Consider the following 24675-nt stretch of genomic DNA (forward strand, 5'->3'; position numbering starts at 1 on the left):
CGATGGCCAAGCAGATCCGCGACGTGGTCGAGCAGTACGTCAAGCTGGTCGGCTCGGGCCCGACCGAGGAGATCGTGCACCTGTACGCGCCCGACGCCATCGTCGAGGACCCGGTCGGCACCCCGCCCAAGCGCGGCCACGACGCCATCCGCGAGTTCTACGAGGTGATCGCCGCACTCGATCGAGAGACCGAACTGCGGCCCGAGGACATCAGGATCGCGGGCAACCAAGCCGCGTTCCCGTTCACCATCGTCACCAAGGTCGGCGGGCAGCGCTTCGTCCTCTCGCCGATCGACGTGATGCAGTTCGACGAGGAAGGCCGGATCACCGGGATGCGCGCCTACTGGAGTCAGGAGGACATGCGGGTCGAGCCCGAGTGACCCGCAGGGCCGCCGGGTGTGCCATGTCACAGCCGCGGCCCATCACATTCCGGCACGGTCTCTCGTCCGAGAAGTAGGAACCAGATCCGCTGATCGAAGGAGACCGCCATGGGCGTCACCCGCATCGCCGCCGTCACCCCGCAGCAGGCCGGACCGATGACCAAGCTGCTGTACCGGCTGGCCAAGCGCCGCTTCCGGGAAGTGCCGGAGCCCTTCGCCGTCACCGCCAACCATCCGAAGCTGCTCACCGCGAACGCGGTCCACGAGACCATGGTGGACAAGGCCAGTTCGGCCCTGCCCGCCGTGATCCGCGAAATCGCCGTCTACCGGACGGCGTGGACGATCGGCTGTTCGTGGTGCGTCGACTTCGGCGCCATGCTCATGCGCCTGGGCGAACTGGACGTCGCACGGCTCGAGCACATCGCGGACTACGCCACCTCGCCGCTGTACACCGACGACGAGCGCGCCGCCATCGCCTACGCCGACGCGATGACCGCCACGCCGACCGCGGCCACCGACGAGCAGGTCGCCGACCTCGAGCGGCGCTTCGGCCGAGCAGGCGTCATCGAGCTCAGCTATCACATCGCTCTGGAAAATTCACGCGCCCGGTTCAATTCGGCACTCGGGATCACCGCGCAGGGTTTCAGCACCGAGTCCTGCCGGGTGCCCTGGGCGTGAAAGTGGCCGCGGCGCTGTAAGAAAGGTCCAGCTGGCCCGGTACTTCAGCGTCGCGGGCACTCCGGACTGTCGCTGCGGCGTGGAATGCACTAAGAATAAGAGGTGTTGACCTCGCCGGCCGCGCCGTGGCCGGCGAGCTATCGTTTGCGAGCTCGGCTGAACGGTAGGCCGTACCGGCGTCCTCGGTTTCTCGAGTTCCCCTCCGCCCGACAGTTTGGAGCCGCATGCTCGACGAACAGACCCCGGACGACGACGTCGCACGGCTGGCGAGACGAGTCGAGAAGGCCCGCGGCCGCCTCGCCTACCAGTTCGACCCGGCACTGACCGGCGCTCTGTCGGAGGACGAACTGTTCGCCGAACGCGAACTGGCCGAACGGATCCGGACCCAGGATCGCGATCAGCGCTGGAAGCAGGCCGAGGCGTCCGCCGCGGCATCCGACCGGGCGCGGCACACCTCGGAGGCCATCGAGAAGGCCGAGATCAGGGATCTGCTGTTGGCGCGCAAGGCGATCGCCGCACAGCGCCGCGCGTCCAGCCCGCACGCCAGGCTGGCGTCGCTGTACCGGCACCGTTCGTGGTCGCTCGGTTCGCTGGCGGGCGTGGTCGCCGCCGGAATGCTGTGGTCGGCGGTCAACGTCCAGCACAACATCGCGCCGGGCGGGCCGACCGACCCGCTGTACTGGTTCAGCTACCTGCTCGAGGCGATGATCAGCGTGTCGCTGATCATCATCATGATCGGCACGAACAAGGTCACCGAGTGGGGTGTGCTGGACAACCGCAGCCAAGTGGCGGCGGCCGAAGTCTCCTTGCTCGCACTCACCGTGGCTCTGAACACCTATCCCTACGTGAGCGAGGGGCGGTGGTTCGACGCCGCCGTCCACGGGGTCGCTCCGGTGATGATCGGCGTCGCACTGCTCATCCACGACGCCGCGAGCGCTCGATACGGGCGCGCGATCAGCTACGCCACCGAGCAGGTACGGAATCTGCCCGACCCGATCGGGCACGAGCCCTTGCCGGAACGCTCCCCGGAAGACACTCGGTCCGGCGCCGACCTTCCGGTGAGTTTCCACGCTCAATTGGTCCACGGCGCGCACAGCTAGGCGGTACTTCGCGCACGCCGAGCGGTCCCGCGCAGCGGCGCGACGAAGGTCCCGGCAGGTCAGTACGGGTATCGCCGTTCGACCGCGTCCTTGGCCTCTTTCAACCCGCAGCCGGTGAGCTCGCGATACCGCTTGATCGCGTGAATCTTCTTGCCCTGCACCAGTAGTGCGTCGATCTCCGCCATGCCGTCGCCGCGCGGAATCGACGGCACGGCGCGCACCGGCGCGACCGGCGCCGGTGCCTCGATGCCCAGATGGGTCATGATCAGATCGAGCTTGACGTGCAATGCGTCGACCTTGCGCTCCAAGCGCCGGTTGGCAAACATGAACCGATCGTAACGACCGGCGCGCGGTTCAGGCGGCGGCGAGCACGGCGTCGGCGAGGCTCGGCATGACCTCGAAGCGCGCGCGATCACCGGCCAGCTGCAGCAGCCGGTCCACGCACCGCGGACCGGTGACCAGACGCAGCCTGCGACCGGTCTGCGCGAGCACGGAGCGTGCGTCGATCAGCACCTGCAGTCCGGGGACGCCGAAGAACGTGACTTTGGACAGATCGACAACCACCACCGGCGCCGCCGCGCCCAGCGAACCGATCAGCCTGCGGCGGAACACCTCGACGGTGAAGTGGTCGACCTCGCCCGCGAGCGCGCACAGCGTGACCAGGTCGCTCGGGGCGGTAACGGACATCTTGAGCCGCTCGGCCGGGTGATCGGCGTTGCGAACGGCGGGGAGAACGTACGTGGGGTTGGCCAAGCCTGTCGACATGAGGACCTCGGTCCTGTCGCCCGCGGCAATCTCGCACAGGTGCTCACGGGAATGATGCGCCCCGGACGAAACCCACGCCGGAACTGAGCTGTTTGCTCAACCCTCACGAAGAGGTACCCCCGCGAGAACGCCGCCACACCCGAACTACGCGGACTTCTCCCGGCGCTCCGCCCGCTGCGCCTTGCGCGGCACGATGGTGGGCAGGACGTTGTCGTTGACGGTGTCCGCGTTGACGACCACCTTGGCGACATCGTCGCGGCTGGGGATGTCGTACATGGCGGGCTGCAGGACTTCTTCCATGATCGCCCGCAGACCACGCGCGCCGGTGCCGCGCAGGATCGCCTGGTCGGCGACGGCCTCCAGCGCGTCATCGGTGAACTCGAGGTCCACCCCGTCCATCTCGAACAACCGGACGTACTGTTTGACCAGCGCGTTCTTCGGCTCGGAAAGGATCTTGACCAGCGATTCCTTGTCCAGGTTGGTCACCGAGGCGACCACGGGCAGACGGCCGATGAACTCGGGGATCAGGCCGAACTTGATCAGATCCTCCGGCATGACGTCCGCGAAGTGATCGGTGGTGTCGATCTCGGCCTTGGACCGCACCTCGGCGCCGAATCCGATGCCACGATGGCCGGTACGGTCGGAGATGATCTTCTCCAGCCCCGCGAAGGCGCCCGCCACGATGAACAGCACATTGGTGGTGTCGATCTGGATGAACTCCTGGTGCGGGTGCTTACGCCCACCCTGCGGCGGCACACTCGCCTGGGTGCCCTCCAGGATCTTCAGCAGCGCCTGCTGCACACCCTCGCCGGAGACGTCGCGGGTGATCGACGGGTTCTCGCTCTTGCGGGCGATCTTGTCGACCTCGTCGATGTAGATGATGCCGGTCTCGGCGCGCTTGACGTCGTAGTCGGCCGCCTGGATCAGCTTCAGCAGGATGTTCTCGACGTCCTCGCCGACGTACCCGGCCTCGGTGAGCGCGGTGGCGTCGGCGATGGCGAACGGAACGTTCAGCATCTTCGCCAACGTCTGGGCCAGATAGGTCTTGCCGCAGCCGGTGGGGCCCAGCATCAGGATGTTGGACTTGGCCAGCTCGACGGTCTCGCCGCGGCTGTCGCGACCCTTGTCACCGGCTTGGATGCGCTTGTAATGGTTGTAGACGGCCACCGCGAGAGTGCGCTTGGCGGTGTCCTGCCCGATGACGTAGTTCTCCAGGAAGTCCCGGATCTCGGCGGGCTTGGGCAGCTCATCGAGCTTGACCTCGCTCGATTCGGCAAGCTCCTCCTCGATGATCTCGTTGCAGAGATCGATGCACTCGTCGCAGATGTACACCCCTGGTCCCGCAATGAGCTTCTTGACCTGCTTCTGGCTCTTTCCGCAGAACGAGCACTTCAGCAGATCGCCGCCATCTCCGATGCGCGCCATCTCGTGGGTCCCTACTTCCTTGTCCGCGTGCAACCGTCCGTCCAGGTTGCCAGCTGTCCACCACTTTCGCAGCCGCAAACGCATCGGCTGATCCTGGACCGGTGGGCAGTGCTGTCAACCGGGAGCAAAGGTCCCTAGGTCGACCGTACCCGGTGTTCGGGATGGAGGTCGACAACTCGCGCATGTTTCTCGCGCGGGTTGTGCGTGTTGTCACGACGCCGAAAGACGATCCGCCCGCCGGACCGGCGATCGAGACCTCCCGACCGCCCGACACGCCGTCGCGAGGTTCGAACGAATTCTCGAACCTCGGCGGCGCGTGAGCGGTCCGGCCGGGCAGCATACCGCGTGGCATACTTCCCGGCCGGAATTCCCTGTTGCGAAGCAATTTCCAAGCGAACCGCCGCCGGGATCGGCAATTCGCCCTGTCGTCCCGGCCCGGCCGGAAACGACTATTCGCGACTTATTTCTGCGCGCTGAGCTTGCGGTAGTCGAAGACCGTGTCGATGATCCCGTACTCCTTGGCCTCTTCGGCCGTCAGGATCTTGTCGCGGTCGGTGTCCTTGCGGATGGTGTCGGCGTCCTTGCCGGTGTGCCGCGCGAGCGTGGTCTCCATCAGGCGACGCATGCGCTCGATCTCGGCGGCCTGGATCTCCAGGTCCGACACCTGACCCTGGATGCCACCCTCCAGCGACGGCTGGTGGATCAGGACGCGCGCGTTGGGCAGGCAGGCCCGCTTGCCGGGGGTGCCCGCGGCCAGCAGCACGGCCGCGGCCGAGGCGGCCTGGCCCAGGCAGACGGTGGCGACATCGGCGCGCACGTACTGCATGGTGTCGTAGATGGCCATCAGCGAGGTGAACGAGCCACCCGGCGAGTTGATGTACATGGTGATGTCGCGGTCGGGGTCCAGCGACTCCAGTACCAGCAGCTGCGCCATGACGTCGTTCGCCGAGGCGTCGTCCACCTGCACGCCGAGGAAGATGATGCGCTCCTCGAACAGCTTGTTGTACGGGTTGGACTCCTTGACGCCGAAGCTCGAGTGCTCGATGAACGACGGCAGGATATAGCGCGCCTGCGGGCTCTGCGGTGCGATGCCGGACAGGCCGGCGCGCGGGTCGATCGAATTGGCCATCTTCGTCTCCAAAGTCGGTGCGGCGGCCGGACGTTCGAGGTGTCCGGGGGCCTGTGGGTGATCCGGTGCGTTACTTCTTGGCGCCGTTGGCCTGGTTCGCGTGGCTGATCACGTGGTCGATGAAGCCGTACTCCAGGGCTTCGGACGCGGTGAACCAGCGGTCGCGGTCGGCGTCGGTGGTGACCTGCTCGACCGACTTGCCGGTGTGCAGCGCCTGCAACTCGTTCAGCTCACGCTTGGTGTGCGCGAACTGCTCGGCCATGATCGCGATGTCGGCCGCGGAGCCGCCGATCCCCGCGGACGGCTGGTGCATCATGATGCGCGCGTGCGGCAGCGCGTAGCGCTTGCCCTTGGTGCCCGCGGTGAGCAGGAACTGCCCCATCGACGCGGCCAGGCCCATGCCGTAGGTGGCGATGTCGCACTCGGCGAACTGCATCGTGTCGTAGATGGCCATGCCCGCGGTCACCGAGCCGCCCGGCGAGTTGATGTAGAGCGAGATGTCCCTGGTGGGATCCTCCGCCGAGAGCAGCAGGATCTGCGCGCACAATTTGTTGGCGATGTCGTCGTCGACCTGCGTGCCGAGGAAGATGATGCGCTCACGCAGCAGGCGCTCGTACACCGAATCACTGAGGTTGAGACCAGCAGTCGCGGTTGTCATGACCCCTGCCTGGTTGATTGTCACGGATACCTGCCTTCTCTCGCCGGCTCGTTGCGGATTGCCACATAGCCATCACTGGTTGGGTACGCCGCACCCGATCGGCCCGGGCGTATCCAACTTGCCGTCACAAACATTAACGAAGCAGGGCGGCACCGAACTCCCGGTACCGCCCTTTCTTCGCTCACAGCGCAATCAGCGCACCTCACGGGCGTCGACCACACCGACATTCCATGGAATTATTCGGCGTCCGCCGCGGCGGTCTCGCCCGCGTTGTCCTCGTCCGCGGAATCGGTGGGCTCACCGAACATTTCGGCGGTGTCCACCGGGTTGCCCGCGGAGTCGGTGACGGTCACCTTGCCGACCACGCCCGCCAGCGCCTTGCCGCGGCGCACGTCCGCGAACACCGCGCCGAGCTGGCCGGCCTGCTGCACCTGCTGGATGAACTGCTCCGGCGACATGCCGTAGCGCTGCGCCTGGAACAGGATCCGCTCGGTGAGCTCCTCCTGGCCGACCTGGGTGCCCTCCGCCTCGGCGATCGCGTCCAGCAGCAGCTGGGTCTTCACCGACTTCTCGGCGGCCTCCTTGGTGTCGGTGTCGAACTCCTCGCGGGTGCTGCCCTGCGCCTCGAGCGCCTCGGCGAACTTGGCCTCGTCGTGATCGAAGCCGTGCACCGCGTCGTGGGTCACGGCGTCGATCTCGGCCTGCACCACGGCCTCGGGCAGCGGCACCTCGACCTGCTCGAGCAAGGTCTCCAGCACCTTGTCGCGGATCTCGCCCGCCTGCTGCACCTTCTTGACCCGCTCGACGCGGCCGCGCAGGTCGGCCTTCAGCTCCTCCAGGGTGTCGAATTCGCTGGCCAGCTGGGCGAACTCGTCGTCGGCCTCGGGCAGCTCGCGCTCCTTGACGGTCTGCACGGTGACGGTGATGACCGCCTCCTTGCCCGCGTGCTCGCCCGCGACCAGCTTCGAGGTGAACTCCTTCGACTCGCCCGCCGACAATCCGACCAGCGCCTCGTCCAGGCCCTCGATGAGCTGACCGGAGCCGACCTCGTGGGACAGGCCGGTGGTGGCGGCCTCGGCCACCTCCTCGCCGTCCACGGTCGCGGAGAGGTCGATGGAGACGAAGTCGCCGTCCTGCACCGGACGCTCGACACCGGCCAGGGTGCCGAAGCGCTGGCGCAGCGACTGCAACTGCTCCTCGATGTCCTCGTCGCCGACGGTGAACGAGTCGACGGTGACCGCGATGCTCTCGTAATCCGGCAGGGCGATCTCCGGACGCACGTCGACCTCGGCGGTGAAGGCGAGCTCCTGGCCGTCCTCGATCTTGGTGATCTCGATCTCGGGCTGCCCGATGACCTTCACCTCGGAGGTGGTGACGGCCTCGCTGTAGCGACCGGGCAGCGCGTCGTTGACGACCTGCTCCAGGATCGCGCCACGGCCGAGGCGGGCCTCGAGCAGCTTCGCGGGCGCCTTGCCGGGACGGAAACCGGGGATGCGGACCTGCTTGGCCAGCGCCTTGTACGCACGGTCGAAATCGGGCTTCAGCTCATCGAAGGGCACCTCGACATTGATCCGGACCCGGGTCGGGCTCAGCTGCTCGACGGTGCTCTTCACGGACATGCTCCTTGTTCGTTGTTCGTACTGGTTGACGTTCGGTGTGCGGCGCGCCACCCCGCACTCCGGGGTCGGAATGGCGGACGAGGCGGCCCTACGCTGGCTGCCGCGCTCCCCCACCGGCGCCGATCCGAACCGGAGTCCCGGCCTCGGCCGAGACGACGAGGGGTGCGGCGTACGCCACGCATCCCGACCAGGTTAGTTGACCGGTCGAGCGGGCCTGCATCCGGCGGTGGCTCGGCGGGCCGCGCGGGCCGGGGCTACTTCCCCACCGAGACCGCGTCGGTGACGAAGACCAGCGTCTCGTACGGCGCGATGCCGCGCCCGCCCGCGCCGTAGCCGAGCTCCGGCGGCACGATCAACAGTCGGCGCGAGCCTTCTCGGACGCCGACGAGCCCCTGATCCCAGCCGTCGATGACCTGGCCTGCGCCGAGGTCGAGCTGGAACGGCTTGCCGCGATTGAACGAGCTGTCCAGCGTCTTCTTGTCCGACCAGGTCACCAGCGCGTAATTCATGGTCAGCGGCTGACCGGGCTCGGCGCCGGGGCCGCCGCCCTCGATCAGGTCCTTGGTGATCAGTTGCTTGGGCGGGTCGCAGTCGTCCGGGATGGTGACGGTCGGCGCGGCGCCGAAGTCGCCGGTGACGCGGATGTCGTCGGCGGTGCACTCCCGGCCCTTGCTCGGGGTGGCCGGGCGCTGCGCGGCGGAAGGGCCCACCGCCGCGGTGGTGTTCGTCGGGGAGACGGTCGCGGCGGTCGGTTCGTCGTCCGAGCCGCAGGCCGCCAGCGCGATGGTCGTCGCGGCGAGGGCGCCGATCCCGATGATCCTTCCCAGTATGTGCATGCCGCGGACCCTAGACCACGTGCGCCCGGTCCGCTCGGCCGGGCGCACGACCCTCCCGCGACGCGCGTGCGACGCGCCCGCCGCGGCGAAGCTCGCTAGGCTGGCGGTGAATTCTCCATCCGGCGTTGCCGATTGCGATCGGCGCCCGTGCACGACCCCGGGACAGTGGTCCCTCGAGACGCCGCTGTCCCCGATGCCCCGAATGTGAGGAGAGTCCGCGCATGACCCATATGGCAAGTGCAGGCGGCGATACTTCGGCGGACAACGTCGGCAGTACCGGTGGCCGTACCGTCGCCCCGCGTCCCTACCGGCTGGCGGACGTGCCGGGCCCACTGGCCCGCGACGAGTTGACTTCGATCGACGCGTGGTGGCGCGCGGCCAACTATCTCGCCGTCGGCCAGGTCTACCTGATGGCCAACCCGTTGCTGCGCGAACCGCTGCGACCCGAGCACATCAAGCCACGGCTGCTCGGACACTTCGGCACGGTGCCGGGCCTGAATCTGGTCTGGGCGCACGCCAATCGCGCGATCCGGCAGCGCGGCCTGAACGCCGTCTTCGTCGCCGGCCCCGGGCACGGCGGCCCCGGCCCGAATGCGTGCGCCTGGCTGGAGGGCACCTACTCCGAGTACTACAGCCACATCTCGCAGGACGCCGCGGGCATGGGTGCGCTGTTCCACCAGTTCTCCTTCCCCGGCGGGGTGCCGAGTCACTGCGCGCCGGAGACGCCCGGCTCCTTCCACGAGGGCGGCGAACTCGGCTACTCGCTGCTGCACGCGTTCGGCGCCGCCTTGGACAACCCCGATCTCACCGTGTTCTGCGTGATCGGCGACGGCGAGGCGGAGACCGGACCGCTGGCTACGAGCTGGCATGCGAACAAGTTCCTCAACCCGGCCCGCGACGGCGCGGTGTTGCCGATCCTGGCGCTGAACGAGTACAAGATCGCCAACCCGACCATCCTCGCGCGCATCCCGGAAGCGGAACTGCTCGCCTTGCTGCGCGGATACGGCTACGAGCCGATCGTCGTCGCGGGCGACGACCCCGCGGCGGTGCACCAGGCGATGGCCGCGGCCGTGGACACGAGCATGGACCGCATCGGCCGGATCCAGCGCTCCGCACGCGGCGGCGCCGACGGGGCGCGGACCACCTGGCCGATGATCGTGCTGCGCACGCCCAAGGGCTGGACCTGTCCGCCGACGGTGGACGGTGACCAGGTCGAGGGCACCTTCCGCGCGCACCAGGTCCCGCTCCCCGGCGCCCGCACCGACGCGGAGCACCGCGCGGTGCTGGAGCAGTGGATGCGGGCCTACCGGCCGGAAGACCTCTTCGACGACAGCGGCAGACCGGTGCCGGAACTGGCCGATCAGGTACCGCACGGCGATCGTCGGATGAGCGCCAATCCGGTCGCCAACGGCGGCACGCTCGTGCGCGACCTGCGCTTGCCGGACTGGCGCGATTTCGGCGTCGAGGTGCCCGCGCCCGGCGCCACCCGGCACGAGGCGACCAGGGTGCTCGGCACCTGGTTGCGCGAGGTCACCAGGAACAATCCGGCCAACTTCCTCACCTTCGCGCCCGACGAACTGGCCAGCAACCGGCTCCAGGACATCCTCGACGTCACCGGCCGGAACTGGCAGGCCGAGATCGACGCCCGAGACGAGAAACTCGACCGCGCGGGCCGGGTGATCGAGGTGCTGTCCGAACACATGTGCCAGGGGCTGCTCGAGGGCTATCTGCTGACCGGCAGGCACGGCGTGTTCACCTGTTACGAAGCGTTCATCCACATCGTGGACGCCATGTTCAACCAGCACGCCAAATGGCTCGACGCCAGTGCGGCGGTGCCGTGGCGGCGCCCGATTCCCAGTCTGAACTATCTGCTGTCCTCCCACGTCTGGCGCCAGGACCACAATGGCTTCACCCACCAGGACCCCGGCTTCCTGGACGTGGTCATGAACAAGAAGGCCTCGATCGTGCGGGTGTACCTGCCGCCGGACGCCAACACCTTGCTGTCCACCTACGACCACTGCCTGCGGTCGAGGCACTACGTGAACGTGGTGGTCGCGGGCAAGCAGCCGCAGGCCGACTGGCTGTCGGTGACCGAAGCCGCCGAGCACTGCGCCCGCGGGATCGGCATCTGGCCGTGGGCCTGTCACCGGGACGAAGCGGGCAGCGCACCGGACGTGGTGCTCGCCTGCGCCGGCGACGTACCCACGTTGGAGACCCTGGCCGCGGCCGCGATCCTGCGCGAACGACTGCCCGATCTGCGTGTCCGGGTGATCAACGTGGTCGACCTGATGCGGTTGCAGCCGCGGGACGAGCATCCGCACGGGCTGCCCGACAGCGAGTTCGACACGCTGTTCACCCGGGACCGGCCGGTGATCTTCGCTTTCCACGGCTACCCGTGGCTGGTCCACCGCCTGACCTATCGGCGCGCCAACCACGGCGGACTCCATGTGCGCGGTTACAAGGAGCGCGGCACCACGACCACTCCGTTCGACATGGTGATGCTCAACGATCTGGACCGCTACCACTTGGTGATGGACGTGATCGACCGCGTGCCGAGCCTGCGCGAGCGCGCGGCGAGGCTGCGGCAGGAGATGGTCGACGCGCGGTGGACAGCGCGAGCGTGGACCAGGGAACACGGCGAGGACATTCCGGAGGTCGCCGATTGGAGCTGGCCCTACCAGGACGCCTGAGCCTGCGGCCCGGTCGCCGGCCTCGTCACCGCTACGGCCGGTCGGGCGCAAGGTGCCGGGTGGAAAGTACGATCGACCGTATGGAAGGTGTCCAGCGAAACGCCGAGATCACCGACAAGCGGCTGCTGCGCGGCGCGCGAACTCGCGCCACCGTGCTGCGGCACGCGGTCGACATCGCCTCGCTGAACGGGTTGGAGGGCCTCAGCTTCGGCAGGCTGGCCGCGGACACCGGGCTGAGCAAGGCGGGGATCCAGACTCTCTTCCGCACGAAGGAAGCGCTGCAACTGGCCGCGGTCGACCACGCGCGCGACCGGTTCGTGGCGGCCGTGGTGGAACCGGCCCGGTCCGAACCGCACGGGGTGGCGCGGCTGCGCGCCCTGATCGAGCACTGGATGGTCTACGCCGAGACGCCGCTGTTCGCGGGTGGATGCTTCCGTGTCGCGACCATGGCCGAGTACGACAGCAAACCGGGGCCGGTGCACGATGCCCTGTTCCGGGATCAGCGGGACTGGGTGCGACTGCTGGCGCGAGAGTTGCGCGCGGCGGCGACCGCGGGCGAGATCGCCGAGCTGGATGCCGATCTGGCCGCCTTCCAGATCGATGCGGTGCTCTGCGCGACCAATACCGCGCTGCGGCTCGGCGATACAGAGGCCGCCGACCGCGCCCGCCGCATCGTCGAGGGGTTCCTCGCACCGGCGTGAGCAGATCCGATACGCATCGGGTATGACGCGCACCGAATCGTGAAAAGTCCAGGATATCCGGAACGTTCGGACAAATACCCCGCTCACCTTGTATGTTGCGGACAACGCGTGCAACGCGTTTCCGTAGCAACTCCCCATCCGTCGCCGTTGCCGGAGGGCGCGCAGAAGGGCGGTTCCCCATGAACCATGCAGCCGAAGCAACCGGGTTGGAAATCCTAGGCGCGATACTGATGGTGGCCTGGATGGTCGTCATGTGGGCCGCCGTCGGCGTCTTGGTCGTCGCCTTGCGTAGACCATTGCGGCCGTGGATGTTCCGCACCGCGCTCGGTGTGATCGCGCTGGGCGTGATCGCCCAGATCGGCCACTTCCAGGAGCACGTCGCCCAGGTCGGGTACTGGATCCAGCATCCGAACTCACCGGCGTGGATGACCCCGTGGGGCACCGGCTTGGCCAACGGTTTCGGTCAGGTCAACCACATGAAGCCTGCGCTGGGTATGGAACTGCTGCACCTGGTGGGCAACTTCCACTTCCTCGCCGGACTGGTCGGCATCGCCCTGGTCACCCATCACGCATTGGAGAGCAAGGCACGCAAGTGGGGTCGCATGGGCGTGCTGATGCAGGGCATCCACGGGCTCGAGCATCTCGCGCTGACGCTGACGGTCGCGTTCGGCACCAAGGCGATCGGCCTGTCGACCATCTTCGGCCTGCTCGACCCCGGAGCCGGTGCGGCGACCTACCGCATCTGGTGGCACTTCCTGGCCAACGTGATCGGCACATCCATCTTCGCCGCCGCGCTGTACTACCTGTGGCGCGAGCGCGCGATGATCGAGGCCCCGTTCCGCGACCCCGCGGCCGCGAAGCCGAGTCGCGCGACCGCGGCCAAGGACCCGGTGGCTCCCGCCTACGCGGCGGTCACCGAAGCCTGATCGACCCGTCCCGCACGCTCGCCATGCAGTAGCGGCGTGCGGGCGTTCCGACAACGACATAAGCCGTTACGGCCAGGACCGTAGCGGCGATCCGAGAAGAAGAGGGCGTCCGCCATCCCGGCGGGCGCCCTCTTCGCGTACGGGTTCGAATCACCATGCGCAGGGCCGCTTCCGGATCGCCCGAAAAGTTTTCCGCTGCCCGCGTGGTGAGTCGCGAGCGTCACCGCTGGTCACGACGTCGACTCCGCGACGGAAGACCATTCACTGTTCCCAGGCGTGAGAAAGCACTCGACAAGACATCGACCCGTCGATTAATGTGACGTTATCCAACGGCACGATAGATAGGGAACCGCCGATCGGACCTCACCGGCCCGATCCCCGATCCCGAGGTGGCGAGATGAACGGACGCGAACGATGACCGGCATCACGCCGCACCAGCGACGGACACAGACCTGGCTCGTCCGCCCGCTGATCGTGAGCGCGATTGCGGCCACGCCGGACACCCCGGCGCCGACCGAAGCGCTGGCCGGGCCCGACGCGACCGTCGCGGCACCGCGCCCCGCAGACCCGGGCCGCCACGGATACGACAGGCCGGGCTCCTCCCATCCCGACGACCGGGACCGAGCCGAACGACACCGCCCCGCGGACGACACCCCCGCGACGGATGCCGCCCCGATCCCTCCCCCGCCCCCACCTTGCGCGGCAACTCCGACCACCGACGTTCGCCGCACCGCCGCCTCGCGCACCGTGCCGCCACGCACAGCGCGAATTCCGAACGGAGACTTACGATGACCGCCAAGACCACCCCCCACGCCGCTCGGCGACTGCTCACCTGTGCCGCGATCGTCGGCGTGCTCACCGCGGGCGCCGCGGGGATCGCGGGTGCGGAGTCGCACTCGGGTCCCTCGAACCCGCGCAACGGCACCGGCGACACCACGGGCTGGCACCACATCGACCCCATGGGCCAGCACCACCGCAACAGCGATCGGCTCGACGCCGAGGAGGCCGACCAGGCCATCCGCGACTACCGCCAGCGGCAGAACCAGGCCGCGCCGGGCACCGTCACGAGCGACAACTCCAACGGCTCGAGCTGGTCGCGCGTGGCCCGCCCGGACGGCAACGGCTACACCGTCTGCCGCCCGCAGGCCAGCTGGTGCCAGTAACCACAGGCCCAGCACGCTCCCTCGCACCCGAAACCTTCCGTGACGTCCGCCTGGACTGATCGTACCGCTACCTATCGGCACATTACTTGAAGTATCACCATCCCGGAAATCCACTCCGGCCGGGATAGCACGAAAGAGAACACTCATGATCAAGATCAACGGGCTTCGCCGGACGACCGCGTGTCACAAGCGCGGCGGCACGGCACGGACGCTCACCCTGCTGGCGGCGGCAGCGGTGGCGGCGGGCGGCCTGAGCCTCGGCGCGGGCACCGCCGAGGCTCAGGGCGCTGCCTGCCTCTGGGCCGGTGGCGCCTACGGCCAGGGCACCACGGTCGTCGCGGGAGGCTGGACCTTCGCCTGCGGAACCGACGGAATCGGCGCTCCCTACTGGCACCGCGGACACGCCGTGCGGCAGGCCAGCACCGTGCCCAACCCGGGCGCATACGCCCACCCCGCGGGCCTGTTCAGCCCCGGCGCACGCCAGTACGGCACGGAATACAACGACTACTGCGTCGGAAGCCAGCTCATCGAAGGCTCCGAGGACGTCTACCAGGTGGTCTCGGACGGACGCGGCTCCGTGTGGTGGAAAGCCGCGGGATCGATCGACCAGTGGGCCTTCGATCCCGGCACCGGACCGGAGCGGTCCTGGCGGTCGTCGAGCCTGTGCTACGACGGCTCCCTGACCTGATCCACCGCTCTCACACGCCCGTAACCGTCGCGACGGTTACGGGCGTGTTCGCGTTCGCGCCGGCCTTCGCTCGGACTCCAGCCGGATCCGCTCGCCGAGGTGATCCGGTACGTGCCAGCTGATATCGGCCCTGGTGGCCGCGATCAGCTTCCGGCGCACGGACGCGACTTGGGCGTCGACCGTCCGGATCGAACTTCCCCTGCGCGCGGCGATCGCGCTGTTGGCCCAGCCCGCCGCCGCCAGCACGGCGACCTCGCGTTCGGCGGGCGTCAATTCGCCCCAGCGCGAGGCGGTCGACCTGACCTGCGGCCGGGGGCTCGGCAACTGGTCGGCGGGCAATCTGCCCAGTAGCAGCAATTGCAGTTCGTCGCGTTCGGGACGCAGGCGAGCGCCGCGCTGGACCGCCGCCGCATGGGCTTCGGCGCCGATGACCGCGGTGACCGCCGCGACGGCCTGGGCGGTGCCGCGGGCCACCAGCGTCACGCGGTCGGCGACGATGCCCATCGAGCGGTGCAGCGTCGCGATTCCGCCTTGCAGAGTGGCGATCTCGGTGGCGGCGGCGCATGCTTCGGCGCTGTCGGTGTCACCCGCTTCGATCCGGGCGGTCAGCAGGTAGGTCAACGCCATCATGCTGAAATGCGCGACCCAGCCGGCCGTCCAGGTGTCTCCCGTGGTCAGCAGGCGCTCCAGCGTGGACTGCCCGAGTCGCACCGCCTCCCGCGGATCGCCGTGCCGGGATACCGCGATCATCCAGGCCAGCTCCGCCCATGAGGTCGCCCAGCCCGCGTCGGAAGCGACGGCCCGGTCCAGGTGCCTGCGCGCGGCCCCCAGCGCGACGTCCGCGGTGCCCAGGTTCGCGTAGGTGAGCGCCTCGAACAGTTCACTGCGCTGCTCCCCCGCCCGGTCACCCAATGCCGCGAATTTCCGGCGCGCCCTGGCCAGCACGTCGACCGCGCGTAGGTCGAGGTGGATCAGCAGCAGTTCCAGACCCCAGGTGAACTCGACCGCGGCGGGCAGGCCGACGTCGGTCGCGGTCGTGTCGCGCCAGCCGCGGCGCAGGGCCGGGTCGGTCAGGCACTCCGCGGCGCATTCGTCCAGCAATTGTGCGGTGTAAGCGTGCCTGCCCTGCCAGATGGCGATCCATCCCACCAGCGCGGTCGCGTTGATGCGCAACCGGGTGGGCGGCGGCTCGACCTGCGCGGTGACTTCCAGCGCCTGTTCGGTCAGGCTGGTGATGGCGCGGTTGGACCCGGTGATGAACGGCACGCGCAACGCCATCAGCGTCGCGGCGGTCTCCAGGCCGACCACGGCCTCCTCGGGATCGGCGAGACTGGTCTCCACGGCGATGAGGATGTTGTCCCAGGCCGCCCGCGCCCACGCGATCCACTCCTGCTCGCGCGGGCCGTACCAGGTGGCCGGGCCCGCGGCTACCCGGTCCCGGTAGTGCCGCCGGTGCCGGGCGAGCAGGCGCGCCTGGTCCAAGTGGTCGCCGCGGGTGGACAGGCGGTCGCGCACGAACACCCGGACGCTCTCCAACAGGTAGTAGCGGACCGTGGCCGCGGTGATGTGAGCCGAGAGCAGCGAGCGTTCGACCAGGCGCTCCAGTAGTCCGCCGATCTCCTCCGCGGGCAGCGCCGCGTCCGCGCAGACCGCCACGATCGCGTCGAGTTCGGCTCCGCCGGAAGGGGTTTCGCCGTCGTCGGCATCGCATCCGGTGGCGAACACCGACAGGCGGTCCAGCAACAGTTGTTCCGGCGCGGTGCACAGACCGTAGGACCAGGCGATCACGTCGCGCACGCTGCGGTGCCGTTCCCCGACGCCGCCCCGGGCGCCGTGCGTCCACTGCAGGCGGCGATCATCGAGGTCGCCGGAGAGCTCGCGCAACACGATCGCGGGCGGCCGGTGCAGCAGCCGCGCCGCGGCCAAGCGGATGAACAGCGGATTGTTGTCGACGTGCCCGCAGATGCGCGTGGCGATGGCGAGCTGCCCTGGGTCCTCGGGAATCGGCCTGCCGGTGCGCTCGGCTCGCCGCCGGAACAATTCGAGGGCGTGCACGCTGGACAGCGGCGGCACGGTCACCAGGTGCTCATCGATCCAGCCGACCGGCTCCCGGCTGGTCGTGACGATGGTCAACCCGGGGACCGCCTGGAGCAGGCCGACGATGAGCGGGCCCACCCCGCCCAGCACGTGTTCGCAGTTGTCCAGCACCAGGATGGTCCGATGGGTCTCGTCGTCGGTGGCGCCCTCGGTGAAGGTCGCCATCAAGCCGTCCCAGGCGGAGCGGCCCGCGATGCCGTTCTTGGCGACGGACAGCAGGACCTCCTCGGCCACCGCCCCGGTCTCCACGCCGGCCGCGAGCCGGGCCAGGCGGGTCCAGTAGACCGCGTGCCGCGCCGCGCCGCGATACCGCCGCACGGCTTCGACCGCCAGCGTCGTCTTGCCGATGCCGCCGGGCCCGACCAAGGTGATCAGCCGGGCGCTCGACGAATTCAGCAGGGCATCGATCTGCCGTAGTTCGGCATGCCTGCCCACGAACTCACCGGGCGCGGCGGGGCCATTGCCGCCACCACTGTTCACCTCCGACATGCCGACACACCTACCGATCCGGGAAAACACCGCTCGGGCAGCCTAGTGGGCACGGCCGGGCTGAAGGGTTCGCAAGTACTACCGATCCCTGGTCACCCCTCGGCGGCGACGGCTGGGCCGCCGCTCGGACTCGTACCTGACTCGAGCGGCGAGTTCGTCGGGAATGTGGACGGCGATGTCGGCGCGGGAAGCGATCATGAGCTTCTGCCGGATGGCGGCGACCTGGGCGTCGACGGTCCGGACGGAGCTGCGCCGAGCGCCGGCGATCGCGCTGTTGGGCCAGCCCGCCGCAGCGAAGACCGCGACATCGCGTTCGGCCTCCGACAGATCGCTCCAGCGCGAGCCGGGCCGCCGCGACACCGGCCGGGAAGCGACCGGACGGTCCGGCCTCCGGGCGGCCGACGCCGGATCCTCGGTGGGACACAGCAGCGCGTCCAGCTCGGGACGCAGCCGGGTCCTGCGTTCGGCGGAGGCGTAGGCCCGGTCGCCGAGCACCGCGCGGGAGGCCTCGACGGCGCGGCGGATCTCGGCGGCGACCAGCGGAACCCGGTCGACGACGATGCCCATCGAACGCTGCCGGGTCTTGAAACCGCCCATCAGGTAAGCGATCTCCGTCGCGGCGTCGGCGGCCGCGGCGCGATCACCCCCCTCGGCCCGCTCGACGACGACCTGGGCCAGCGCGACGATGTGCGCGCCCACCGCCCAGCTCGCCGTCCAGGTGTCCTGCTCGCAGCGGTGGCGGGTGAGGACGCCCTGGGTCAGGGTCAGCGCCTCTGCGGCCGACCCGTGCTTGGCCAGCGCCACCGCGCGCGCGATCTCGGCCCACGCTCTGGACAAGGTCGATCCGGACGACACCGACCGCGCCAGGAATCGGGCGGTGTTCTCCAGCGCCTGCCGCCGGTCACCGACGAGCGCGGAGCAGAACGCCACGAACACGTCGCTGCGCTCGGCGCCGATGCGATCGCCCTGCTCGGCGAATTTGCGCCGGGCACGGGTGAGGACGGTGATGGCGCGCGAGTCGCCACGCACGAGCATCAGCTCGAGTCCCCACATCCACTCCACCGGGGCGGGCAGCCCGAAATCGATGTCGGTGTAGCGCGGGCCCGCGTCCGGGGGGAGGGCGGCGCGGTCCGCGAGCAGTTGCGGTATGTGCTCGGTGCGGCCTTGCCACAGCGAGATCCAACCGAGCAGTGCGGTGGCGAGATCGGCGAGCTCGGACGGACCGAGTCCGGCCGCCCGGGTGACTTCCAGGGCGCGTTCGGTCAAGCGGGTCAAAGCGCCGGCGCCGGACTTGACGTAGGGCACCTTCATCGAGAGCAGGACGGTGGCGGTCTCCAGCGCTACCACGGCCTCCGCCGGGTCGGCCAAGCCGGATTCGATGCCGAGCACGATGTCGTTCCAGGCCGACCGCGCCCACGCCAGCCAGGCCCGGTCCTGCGGGCCGAGCCAGATGGCCTGTCCGGCGACCACCTTGTCCCGGAAATACCGGCGGTGCCGGGCGGCCAGGCGGTCGAATTCCGCGCGGTCCCGACGGCGCAGCCGGTCGCGGGCGAACACCCGGACGCTTTCCACCAGGTACCAGCTGACCGTGGTCGCGGTGAGATGCGACGACAGCAGTGACTGTTCGGTGAGCCGCTCCAGCAGGTGTTCGATCTCGCGCGCGGGCAGGATGTCGTCGGCGCACACCGCGATCGCGGCGTCGAGTTCGATGGCGCCTCGTAGCGACTCGTCGTCGGTCTCGTATCCGGCGGCGAAGACCGACAGCCGTTCCAGCAGCAATTGCTCGGACGGGCTGCACAGCGCGAAAGACCAGGCGACCACGTCGTAGACACCGCGGTGGCGCTGCTCGGCGCCCGCCCGGGCCCCGTGCGTCCAGTGCAGGCGTTTGTCGTCCGCGTCGCCGCTGAGTTCGCGCAGCACCATGACCGGTGGCTGATGCCGCAGGCGCGCCGCGGCCAACCGGATGAACAGCGGGTTGTGGTCGACCCGGCGGCAGATCCGCGCGGCGACGGCGGTCTGCTCGCGCTCGTCCGGGATCGCCCGTCCGATGAGTTCGGCGCGCTGCCGGAACAGCTCGAGCGACTGCCGCGGCGAGAGCGGGGGCACGGCAAGGATGTATTCGTCGACCCAGCCGATCGGTTCGCGGCTGGTGGCCAGGATGGTCAGCCCGGGTGCGGCCTCGAGCAACTCGGCGATCATCGCCGCGACCGCGCCGAGCAGGTGTTCGCAGTTGTCCAGCACCAGGACCGCGCGCTCGACGGAACGCTCACCGCTGGTGAAGGTGCGTACCAGTGCGGCGCGGGTCGGTGGCGAACTCGGGTCGGTGCGCACGGCCGACTGCATCACATCCTGCGCGGTGGCGGTGCTGTCGGCTTCCAGCGCGGCCAGCCGCGCCCAGTACACCGGCCTGCGCCGGGCCGGCGCGCCGCGGCGCAGCGCCTCCGCGGCTAGGCGCGTCTTGCCGATCCCGCCCGGGCCGACCAGGGTGATCAGGCGGGCGTCGCCGTCCAGCAGCGCGCCCAGCCGGTCCAATTCGGTTTCCCGGCCGATGAATTCACTGGTGGATGCAGGCAGCACGTCGCCACGTGCCTGAACCAGGGACATAAAACGAAAGTTAGCCGACGACGCGGCAACGCGCTCGGCAATCAGAGGTTACATCGAGGTCAAGCCCCTGCTTTTGCGGGCGGCCCGCTCCTTTTCGTGTGGGTTGCTACCCGGCGGAGGCCATCTGCTGATAGTGCATCTGGACCACGGCGCTGTCGAAGGTCATCACGTCGACCAGTTGCAGCCCCGAGACCACCGCGGGCGTCGGGAACAGCGGAATCCCGCCGCCGAGCAGGATCGGATGCACGAACAACCGGTACTCATCGATCAGGTCGTGCTTCATGAACGCCGATGCCGTCTCCGCGCCGCCGAACAGGACCATGTCGCAGTCCGGCTGCGCGCGCAACGCCGTGATCTCCTCGACGAGATCGTCCCTGACCACGCGGGTGTTCCAGCCCGCGGTGGCCAGCGTGCGGGAGAAGACCAATTTTGGCGTCTGTTTCCAGCACCGCGCGAAATCCACGTAGAACTCCGAGATCGCCGGGTCCACGTCCGCCGTCGGCCAGAACGACGCCATGATCTCGTAGGTCTTGCGGCCGTAGAGGAACAGGTCGGCCGAGCGTAATTCGTCCAGGAACGACAAGCACAGTTCCTCGTCCACCACCGGCCAGTGGACTTCCTGATCCGGCCCCTCCGCGAAGCCGTCGAGCGACATCTGCATCCACAGTGTCACGGTTCCCATGTGCCCACACCCATCTGCTGCCCTTGTGCGACAGTCAGATTGTCGGGGTGAGCGACACTTCGGCGCATCGGTAGGTGGCCGCAAGACATACTTAAGTAGACGACCGTAGGTACCTTCGCTGAACTGCGAGCGCGCGGCGGACGACACCAATATACCGCTGATCAACGGCACGTTACTGCTACGTATCACCAATAATGGGAATCTGAAACAGAGATACTTCCGGTCGCCCCGACCGCACGGCGCCGGCCGATCAGGGCTGCGGCAAAGTCTCCGAGAGCTCAGCGTCCTGACCGAGATACCTTGCGACCAGCTGGTTTACCAGTTCCGCCGCGGAGTCGGCCGGGATCGCCCTGGTCTCCTCCAGCCGCCGCGCGAGTTCGGCGACCTGCTCCGGGCCACGCTCGGAATCCTGGAACGACGCCCACGCGGTCCGCCGGAACAGGTCCACGTAGCGGCGGGCGATCCGGTCCGCGTCGGCGCGCAGCTTCTCCAGCTCGCCGAGCGCCTCGTCGGCCGGGATGCCCGCGGCCGCCATGCGATCGAGGCTGTGCGCCAATCCGGGATCGGCGATCCGATAGTTCGCCGCGTCGACGGGTTCGTACAGACCCGCGGTGACGACCCGCGCCAGACCGTTGGGGACGTCGCTGTAACGCTCGGCGAGTTCGGTCGCCGCGATGGTGTCACCGGCGTCGGCGGTGAACGTCTCGTCCGCGCCGGGCTCGACCACACCGAGGATGTCCCCCAGGTCGTCACCCCGGTCCCAGGCGTTGAGCAATTCCTTGATGCCGTTGAGCTTGATCCCACGATCGAGCAACCTGCTGATGGTCCGCACCCGGTTGAGGTGGTCGGCGCCGTAGAACCCGGTACGGCCCTTGACCTGCGGGGGCGGCAGCACACCGCGTTCGTGGTAAACGCGCAGGCTGCGCACGGTCGTACCGGCCTCCCGCGCCAGCTCGTCGATCGTGTACTCCACACCCGCAGTCATACCTCAAGGAAACCACATCGCAACACGGGGCGACCGCCGGTGCACGGCCATTGTCCGGGCGACCGACCGGTCTCCGGCAACAAATTGGCAAACAGAGTCGGGGCCCGGGCGATCCGCCCTGCGAGGCGCGCCCGCCTGCGGCCCTTCCCGCCCCTGGAAATCCACTCGATGCCCCGCTGCGGCGCTGCGCCTATCCTTCCGGCATGGGTGAATCCGCGGGCCCTCCGGCCAGTCTCGCCGACCGCGAGCGCGCGATGCGCGAGCTGACCCACCACCTGGGCGCGGGCCGACTGAGCCTGACCGAGTTCGACGAACTCAGTGCGGTCGTCGCCGCCGCGACCAGCAAGAGTCAACTGGCCGAACTGTTCGCCGACCTCCCGGGCAGCACCCCGCCCGCACCCGAGGTCATCCCGGTCAACCCCCTGCCCCGTCTGGTCGTCCTGGCCGGGGCGGCGGTGATCTTCTCCGTAGTGCTCGCGGTGACCACCGGCAATTGGCTGTGGCTGCTGGTGATCTTGGCCGCGCCAGCGCTTTTCATGCTGGCCGCGCGCACCACCTGAGGCCGGTCACCACCTCGACTTCGGCCGCACGTAGTTGGCCAGGTCGACCAGCCGGTAACGGTGCAGACGATGCGGGGCGATCCGCGCGAGCGCCCGCAGGCTGGACTCGAGCCCGCGCTGCAGACCCATGGTCGTGAACGGGAAGCCGAGCAGGGTCGCCTCCGGCTCGGCCGCCTGGCCGCCCGCCCGTACCCACTCCAGCGCCGCGCCCACCACGATGACCTGCAGTTGCAGCGCCCGCGGTTCGTCCGGCGCCGCGTCCAGTCGCGCCGCCGCCTCGAGCAGGTCGGCTTCGGTGGTCTCCGGAATCGGTTGCGAGACCAGCAGCAGACATCCGGTCATCCGCGCCACGCTCTGATACCGCGACGCCTCCGGCACCTGATCCAGCACCTCCACGGCCTCCAGCAACCCACCATCGGCGGCGAGCCTGCGGGCCAAGCCGAAGGCCGCGCTCACCACGCCGTGGTTGGTCCGCCACACCGTGCGGTAGTACTCCTCGGCGAGCCGATTCCAGTGCTCGCCCGCGGCGTCCCCGAGGGACTGGAGGGTGAGTTCCGCAGTGGCCGCCAGGGCCAGCGCCGGGGCGATCTCGCCGGGCAGCATGCTGTGCACCAGATCGAAGTACTCGTAGGCGCGCTCGTACTGTCCGTCCAGCAGCGCGGCGACGGCGGAGTACCACTCGAGGCGCCAGTCCGTGCCGTAGTCGGGCCGCAGATCGGCGAGCCGATCGCAAGCGGGCACCACTTCGCCCAGGTCGAGGTGGGCGCGCACCGCGGTCAGCGTGCCCTCCAGTTCGAACGTCTCCGGCTCCGGGATCGTCCCGGAGACGATCCGGTCGGCGGTACGGCGCAGCGCGTCCAGTGCGTGCCTGGGATCGCCGTGCAGCAGCGTGGAGAGCAGGTCGGCGCTCGGATCTTCGCTGTCGATCAGCGGAACCGGCAGGGCCGCGACCACGCTGGGCGCGTCGAGGGCGGGCAGGCGGTGCCGTCCGTCGGTCATACCGTCGGTCTGCCCGATCAACGTCTCGATGCCGAAATCTCCGCGCATGGCGCCGAACTCGAGCGACGACTGCGGATGTTCCTTACCGGTGTCGTAGGCGAGCACCATGCGCAGGACACCGGCGAGCTGGCCGTACATCGCGTAGGCGGTCGGGAAGCGGCGCCGCGGATCCGGATCGGTCGCGCGGCACAGCAGCCGGTACAACGCAGGATATTCCCGCAGCAGCGGCTGATCCTCCGGCGAGGGGATGCCGGGCAGCTGGTGCCCGTTGGCGTTCTTGGGCATGTCCAGCACCAAGGCGGCCAGCGTCCGTCCGACGGTGTAGATGTCCGAGGCGACCGTCGGGCCGGTGTCGGTGATCTCGGGCGCTTGGAAACCGGGGGTGCCGTAGATGCTGCCGTAGGACTCCATGGCGGCGACCGCGCCGAGGTCGATCAGCTTGACCTCGTCCTCACTGACCATGATGTTGTCGGGCTTGAGGTCGTTGTAGGCCAGGCCGAACGAGTGCAGATAGTCCAGCGCGGGCAGGATCTCCATCATGAAGGCGATCGCCTCGGAGACCGGAATGCGGTCCGGTGCACGCAGATCCAGCATCTTCTTCAGCGAGCGCCCACCGACGTACTCCATGACGATGTAGCCGTCGGCCACGTCGCGCCCGGAACGGTGCTTGACGAAGTTGTGGATCTTGACGATGCCGGGATAGGCCACTTCGGAGAGGAATTGGCGTTCGGCGAGGGCGACCACGTGCGCCTCGAAGTCCAGCGGGTTCTGCAACCCTTTCAGCACCACCCAGCGGTCGCTGACGTTGCGGTCGACCGCGAGGTAGATCCATCCGAGCCCGCCGTGGGCCAGACAGCCCTGGACTTCGTACTGGTCGGCGACCATCTCCCCCGGCTGGAGCGAGGGCCGGAAGTTGAACGGCGAGGCGCATCGGCCGCACTCACCCTCCACGGCGCCGGCCCCCGCGTCGGTGGTGCGGCCGACCGGCTGCTGACATTTCCAGCAGAACCGTTTGTGCTCCGGCACTTCCGGGTTCTGCATGACCGCGGTGCGCGGATCGAGCGGGCTCACCTTGGGCATGGACACCAGACCGCCGCCCAGTCTTCGCACGCTCGGCCGCGAGCGCGCGCTGCGCCCGGAACCGGGTTCGGACTCGAGTTGGCCGAGCAGCAGCTCGGCGGTGCCGATGGTGTGCTCACCGGCGATGTCCGGGCCGGTGGCCGGTTCGACATCGCTGGGAGCCGAGTCGACGGCCAGGGCACGTTGTTTCTCGACGTACCGCGGTGTCGACCATGGGTTGGGGAGGGGCACCTCGGTTTTGAGCAGGTGCCGAGTTGCCCAGGGGTGGGAAGTTCGCCGAGGCACGTCGGTGCCGCGCATTCGCCGATTCGCCCATGGATGCGCAAGTGGGCGGTCGGATGCGCTGGGGTGCTCCGGCATACGAACCTCTCAGACCCGCCGTTGAATCGCGGTTTCATTCTGGTCCGCCGCCTGTCGATGC

22 protein-coding genes are annotated in these 24675 nt (G+C 68.9%); 10 read left to right on the plus strand and 12 right to left on the minus strand.

All coding sequences use genetic code 11. The annotated features are described in order from the left end of the window. Nucleotides 1–2 precede the first annotated feature (2 nt). From LTT66_RS04560 to LTT66_RS04570, 3 genes are all read left to right on the plus strand, one after another. Nucleotides 3–380 carry a nuclear transport factor 2 family protein gene (locus LTT66_RS04560; protein ID WP_043688619.1) on the plus strand — a complete coding sequence of 126 codons (378 nt, stop codon included), beginning with the start codon at nt 3–5 and terminating at the stop codon, nt 378–380. Between the two features lie 108 nt (nt 381–488). Then, on the plus strand, nt 489–1058 hold the full coding sequence (locus LTT66_RS04565) for a carboxymuconolactone decarboxylase family protein (protein WP_233064182.1): 570 nt from the start codon (nt 489–491) through the stop codon (nt 1056–1058). Nucleotides 1059–1282: 224 nt separating this feature from the next. After that, nucleotides 1283–2158: a hypothetical protein gene (locus LTT66_RS04570; RefSeq protein WP_233064184.1), complete on the plus strand. Its 876-nt coding sequence runs from the start codon at nt 1283–1285 to the stop codon at nt 2156–2158. A 59-nt stretch (nt 2159–2217) separates the two neighbouring features. Here the strand turns inward: LTT66_RS04570 and LTT66_RS04575 are convergent, their stop codons facing one another. From LTT66_RS04575 to clpX, 3 genes are all read right to left on the minus strand, one after another. Next, entirely contained in the window at nt 2218–2484 is a 267-nt protein-coding gene (locus tag LTT66_RS04575) for a ribosomal protein bL12 (protein ID WP_233064199.1), read from the minus strand. A gap of 28 nt (nt 2485–2512) precedes the next feature. After that, nucleotides 2513–2923 (minus strand): STAS domain-containing protein, encoded by a 411-nt coding sequence (locus tag LTT66_RS04580; protein WP_233064201.1) that lies wholly within the window; start codon nt 2921–2923, stop codon nt 2513–2515. A gap of 144 nt (nt 2924–3067) precedes the next feature. Further along, nucleotides 3068–4348, minus strand: a complete 1281-nt coding sequence (gene clpX / locus LTT66_RS04585) for an ATP-dependent Clp protease ATP-binding subunit ClpX (RefSeq protein WP_043688668.1) — start codon at nt 4346–4348, stop codon at nt 3068–3070. Between the two features lie 161 nt (nt 4349–4509). Here clpX and LTT66_RS04590 point away from each other — a divergent pair, with 161 nt between their 5' ends. Next, the gene (locus tag LTT66_RS04590) at nt 4510–4668 is read left to right on the plus strand and encodes a hypothetical protein (RefSeq protein WP_233064203.1); all 159 of its coding nucleotides are present in this window, start codon (nt 4510–4512) and stop codon (nt 4666–4668) included. Nucleotides 4669–4808: 140 nt separating this feature from the next. Here LTT66_RS04590 and LTT66_RS04595 read toward each other — a convergent pair whose 3' ends face one another. From LTT66_RS04595 to LTT66_RS04610, 4 genes are all read right to left on the minus strand, one after another. Then, nucleotides 4809–5477, minus strand: a complete 669-nt coding sequence (locus tag LTT66_RS04595; protein WP_233064205.1) for an ATP-dependent Clp protease proteolytic subunit — start codon at nt 5475–5477, stop codon at nt 4809–4811. A 70-nt stretch (nt 5478–5547) separates the two neighbouring features. After that, nucleotides 5548–6135: an ATP-dependent Clp protease proteolytic subunit gene (locus LTT66_RS04600; RefSeq protein WP_228781663.1), complete on the minus strand. Its 588-nt coding sequence runs from the start codon at nt 6133–6135 to the stop codon at nt 5548–5550. A 236-nt stretch (nt 6136–6371) separates the two neighbouring features. Continuing rightward, the gene (gene tig, locus LTT66_RS04605) at nt 6372–7748 is read right to left on the minus strand and encodes a trigger factor (RefSeq protein WP_408638746.1); all 1377 of its coding nucleotides are present in this window, start codon (nt 7746–7748) and stop codon (nt 6372–6374) included. A 260-nt stretch (nt 7749–8008) separates the two neighbouring features. Beyond that, nucleotides 8009–8590 (minus strand): FKBP-type peptidyl-prolyl cis-trans isomerase, encoded by a 582-nt coding sequence (locus LTT66_RS04610; RefSeq protein WP_195065451.1) that lies wholly within the window; start codon nt 8588–8590, stop codon nt 8009–8011. Between the two features lie 221 nt (nt 8591–8811). Here LTT66_RS04610 and LTT66_RS04615 point away from each other — a divergent pair, with 221 nt between their 5' ends. From LTT66_RS04615 to LTT66_RS04635, 5 genes are all read left to right on the plus strand, one after another. Continuing rightward, nucleotides 8812–11280, plus strand: coding sequence for a phosphoketolase family protein (locus LTT66_RS04615; RefSeq protein ID WP_233064223.1), 2469 nt, complete (start codon nt 8812–8814; stop codon nt 11278–11280). 80 nt (nt 11281–11360) lie between these two features. Beyond that, nucleotides 11361–11981 (plus strand): TetR/AcrR family transcriptional regulator, encoded by a 621-nt coding sequence (locus LTT66_RS04620; RefSeq protein ID WP_233064226.1) that lies wholly within the window; start codon nt 11361–11363, stop codon nt 11979–11981. Between the two features lie 230 nt (nt 11982–12211). Beyond that, a complete protein-coding gene (locus LTT66_RS04625; RefSeq protein WP_332909664.1) occupies nt 12212–12907 on the plus strand; it encodes a DUF6008 family protein in 696 nt (231 codons plus the stop codon). Nucleotides 12908–13695: 788 nt separating this feature from the next. Beyond that, nucleotides 13696–14070 carry a hypothetical protein gene (locus LTT66_RS04630; protein WP_233064230.1) on the plus strand — a complete coding sequence of 125 codons (375 nt, stop codon included), beginning with the start codon at nt 13696–13698 and terminating at the stop codon, nt 14068–14070. A 145-nt stretch (nt 14071–14215) separates the two neighbouring features. Beyond that, complete coding sequence (locus LTT66_RS04635) at nt 14216–14758, plus strand: hypothetical protein (RefSeq protein ID WP_233064232.1); 543 nt, start codon at nt 14216–14218, stop codon at nt 14756–14758. 36 nt (nt 14759–14794) lie between these two features. Here the strand turns inward: LTT66_RS04635 and LTT66_RS04640 are convergent, their stop codons facing one another. The 4 genes from LTT66_RS04640 to LTT66_RS04655 all read right to left on the minus strand — a co-directional run bounded on the left by LTT66_RS04640 (nt 14795) and on the right by LTT66_RS04655 (nt 21615). Beyond that, complete coding sequence (locus tag LTT66_RS04640) at nt 14795–17344, minus strand: ATP-binding protein (protein ID WP_233064234.1); 2550 nt, start codon at nt 17342–17344, stop codon at nt 14795–14797. Between the two features lie 78 nt (nt 17345–17422). Beyond that, nucleotides 17423–19948: an ATP-binding protein gene (locus tag LTT66_RS04645; protein ID WP_233064237.1), complete on the minus strand. Its 2526-nt coding sequence runs from the start codon at nt 19946–19948 to the stop codon at nt 17423–17425. 106 nt (nt 19949–20054) lie between these two features. Continuing rightward, nucleotides 20055–20630 carry a dihydrofolate reductase family protein gene (locus tag LTT66_RS04650; RefSeq protein WP_228819808.1) on the minus strand — a complete coding sequence of 192 codons (576 nt, stop codon included), beginning with the start codon at nt 20628–20630 and terminating at the stop codon, nt 20055–20057. Between the two features lie 250 nt (nt 20631–20880). Then, nucleotides 20881–21615 (minus strand): MerR family transcriptional regulator, encoded by a 735-nt coding sequence (locus tag LTT66_RS04655; protein WP_233064240.1) that lies wholly within the window; start codon nt 21613–21615, stop codon nt 20881–20883. Between the two features lie 203 nt (nt 21616–21818). Here LTT66_RS04655 and LTT66_RS04660 point away from each other — a divergent pair, with 203 nt between their 5' ends. Then, nucleotides 21819–22175, plus strand: coding sequence for a DUF1707 SHOCT-like domain-containing protein (locus LTT66_RS04660; RefSeq protein ID WP_181724401.1), 357 nt, complete (start codon nt 21819–21821; stop codon nt 22173–22175). 6 nt (nt 22176–22181) lie between these two features. On the opposite strand, the gene LTT66_RS04665 is transcribed toward LTT66_RS04660, so the two are convergent. Further along, complete coding sequence (locus LTT66_RS04665; RefSeq protein WP_233064242.1) at nt 22182–24554, minus strand: serine/threonine-protein kinase; 2373 nt, start codon at nt 24552–24554, stop codon at nt 22182–22184. Nucleotides 24555–24675: the final 121 nt, after the last annotated feature.

This window comes from Nocardia gipuzkoensis, from assembly GCF_021183645.1.
GTDB lineage: Bacteria > Actinomycetota > Actinomycetes > Mycobacteriales > Mycobacteriaceae > Nocardia > Nocardia abscessus.

Coding starts and splice junctions, on each gene's coding strand:
- LTT66_RS04560 (WP_043688619.1), top strand. CDS start 3: ATGGCCAAGCAGATCCGCGACGTGGTCGAGCAGTACGTCAAGCTGGTC.
- LTT66_RS04590 (WP_233064203.1), top strand. CDS start 4,510: ATGGAGGTCGACAACTCGCGCATGTTTCTCGCGCGGGTTGTGCGTGTT.
- LTT66_RS04565 (WP_233064182.1), top strand. CDS start 489: ATGGGCGTCACCCGCATCGCCGCCGTCACCCCGCAGCAGGCCGGACCG.
- LTT66_RS04645 (WP_233064237.1), bottom strand. CDS start 19,948: ATGTCCCTGGTTCAGGCACGTGGCGACGTGCTGCCTGCATCCACCAGT.
- LTT66_RS04570 (WP_233064184.1), top strand. CDS start 1,283: ATGCTCGACGAACAGACCCCGGACGACGACGTCGCACGGCTGGCGAGA.
- LTT66_RS04575 (WP_233064199.1), bottom strand. CDS start 2,484: ATGTTTGCCAACCGGCGCTTGGAGCGCAAGGTCGACGCATTGCACGTC.
- LTT66_RS04630 (WP_233064230.1), top strand. CDS start 13,696: ATGACCGCCAAGACCACCCCCCACGCCGCTCGGCGACTGCTCACCTGT.
- LTT66_RS04625 (WP_332909664.1), top strand. CDS start 12,212: ATGGTGGCCTGGATGGTCGTCATGTGGGCCGCCGTCGGCGTCTTGGTC.
- LTT66_RS04620 (WP_233064226.1), top strand. CDS start 11,361: ATGGAAGGTGTCCAGCGAAACGCCGAGATCACCGACAAGCGGCTGCTG.
- LTT66_RS04635 (WP_233064232.1), top strand. CDS start 14,216: ATGATCAAGATCAACGGGCTTCGCCGGACGACCGCGTGTCACAAGCGC.
- LTT66_RS04595 (WP_233064205.1), bottom strand. CDS start 5,477: ATGGCCAATTCGATCGACCCGCGCGCCGGCCTGTCCGGCATCGCACCG.
- LTT66_RS04600 (WP_228781663.1), bottom strand. CDS start 6,135: ATGACAACCGCGACTGCTGGTCTCAACCTCAGTGATTCGGTGTACGAG.
- LTT66_RS04640 (WP_233064234.1), bottom strand. CDS start 17,344: ATGTCGGAGGTGAACAGTGGTGGCGGCAATGGCCCCGCCGCGCCCGGT.
- LTT66_RS04665 (WP_233064242.1), bottom strand. CDS start 24,554: ATGCGCGGCACCGACGTGCCTCGGCGAACTTCCCACCCCTGGGCAACT.
- LTT66_RS04580 (WP_233064201.1), bottom strand. CDS start 2,923: ATGTCGACAGGCTTGGCCAACCCCACGTACGTTCTCCCCGCCGTTCGC.
- clpX (WP_043688668.1), bottom strand. CDS start 4,348: ATGGCGCGCATCGGAGATGGCGGCGATCTGCTGAAGTGCTCGTTCTGC.
- LTT66_RS04650 (WP_228819808.1), bottom strand. CDS start 20,630: ATGGGAACCGTGACACTGTGGATGCAGATGTCGCTCGACGGCTTCGCG.
- LTT66_RS04660 (WP_181724401.1), top strand. CDS start 21,819: ATGGGTGAATCCGCGGGCCCTCCGGCCAGTCTCGCCGACCGCGAGCGC.
- LTT66_RS04610 (WP_195065451.1), bottom strand. CDS start 8,590: ATGCACATACTGGGAAGGATCATCGGGATCGGCGCCCTCGCCGCGACG.
- LTT66_RS04655 (WP_233064240.1), bottom strand. CDS start 21,615: ATGACTGCGGGTGTGGAGTACACGATCGACGAGCTGGCGCGGGAGGCC.
- LTT66_RS04615 (WP_233064223.1), top strand. CDS start 8,812: ATGACCCATATGGCAAGTGCAGGCGGCGATACTTCGGCGGACAACGTC.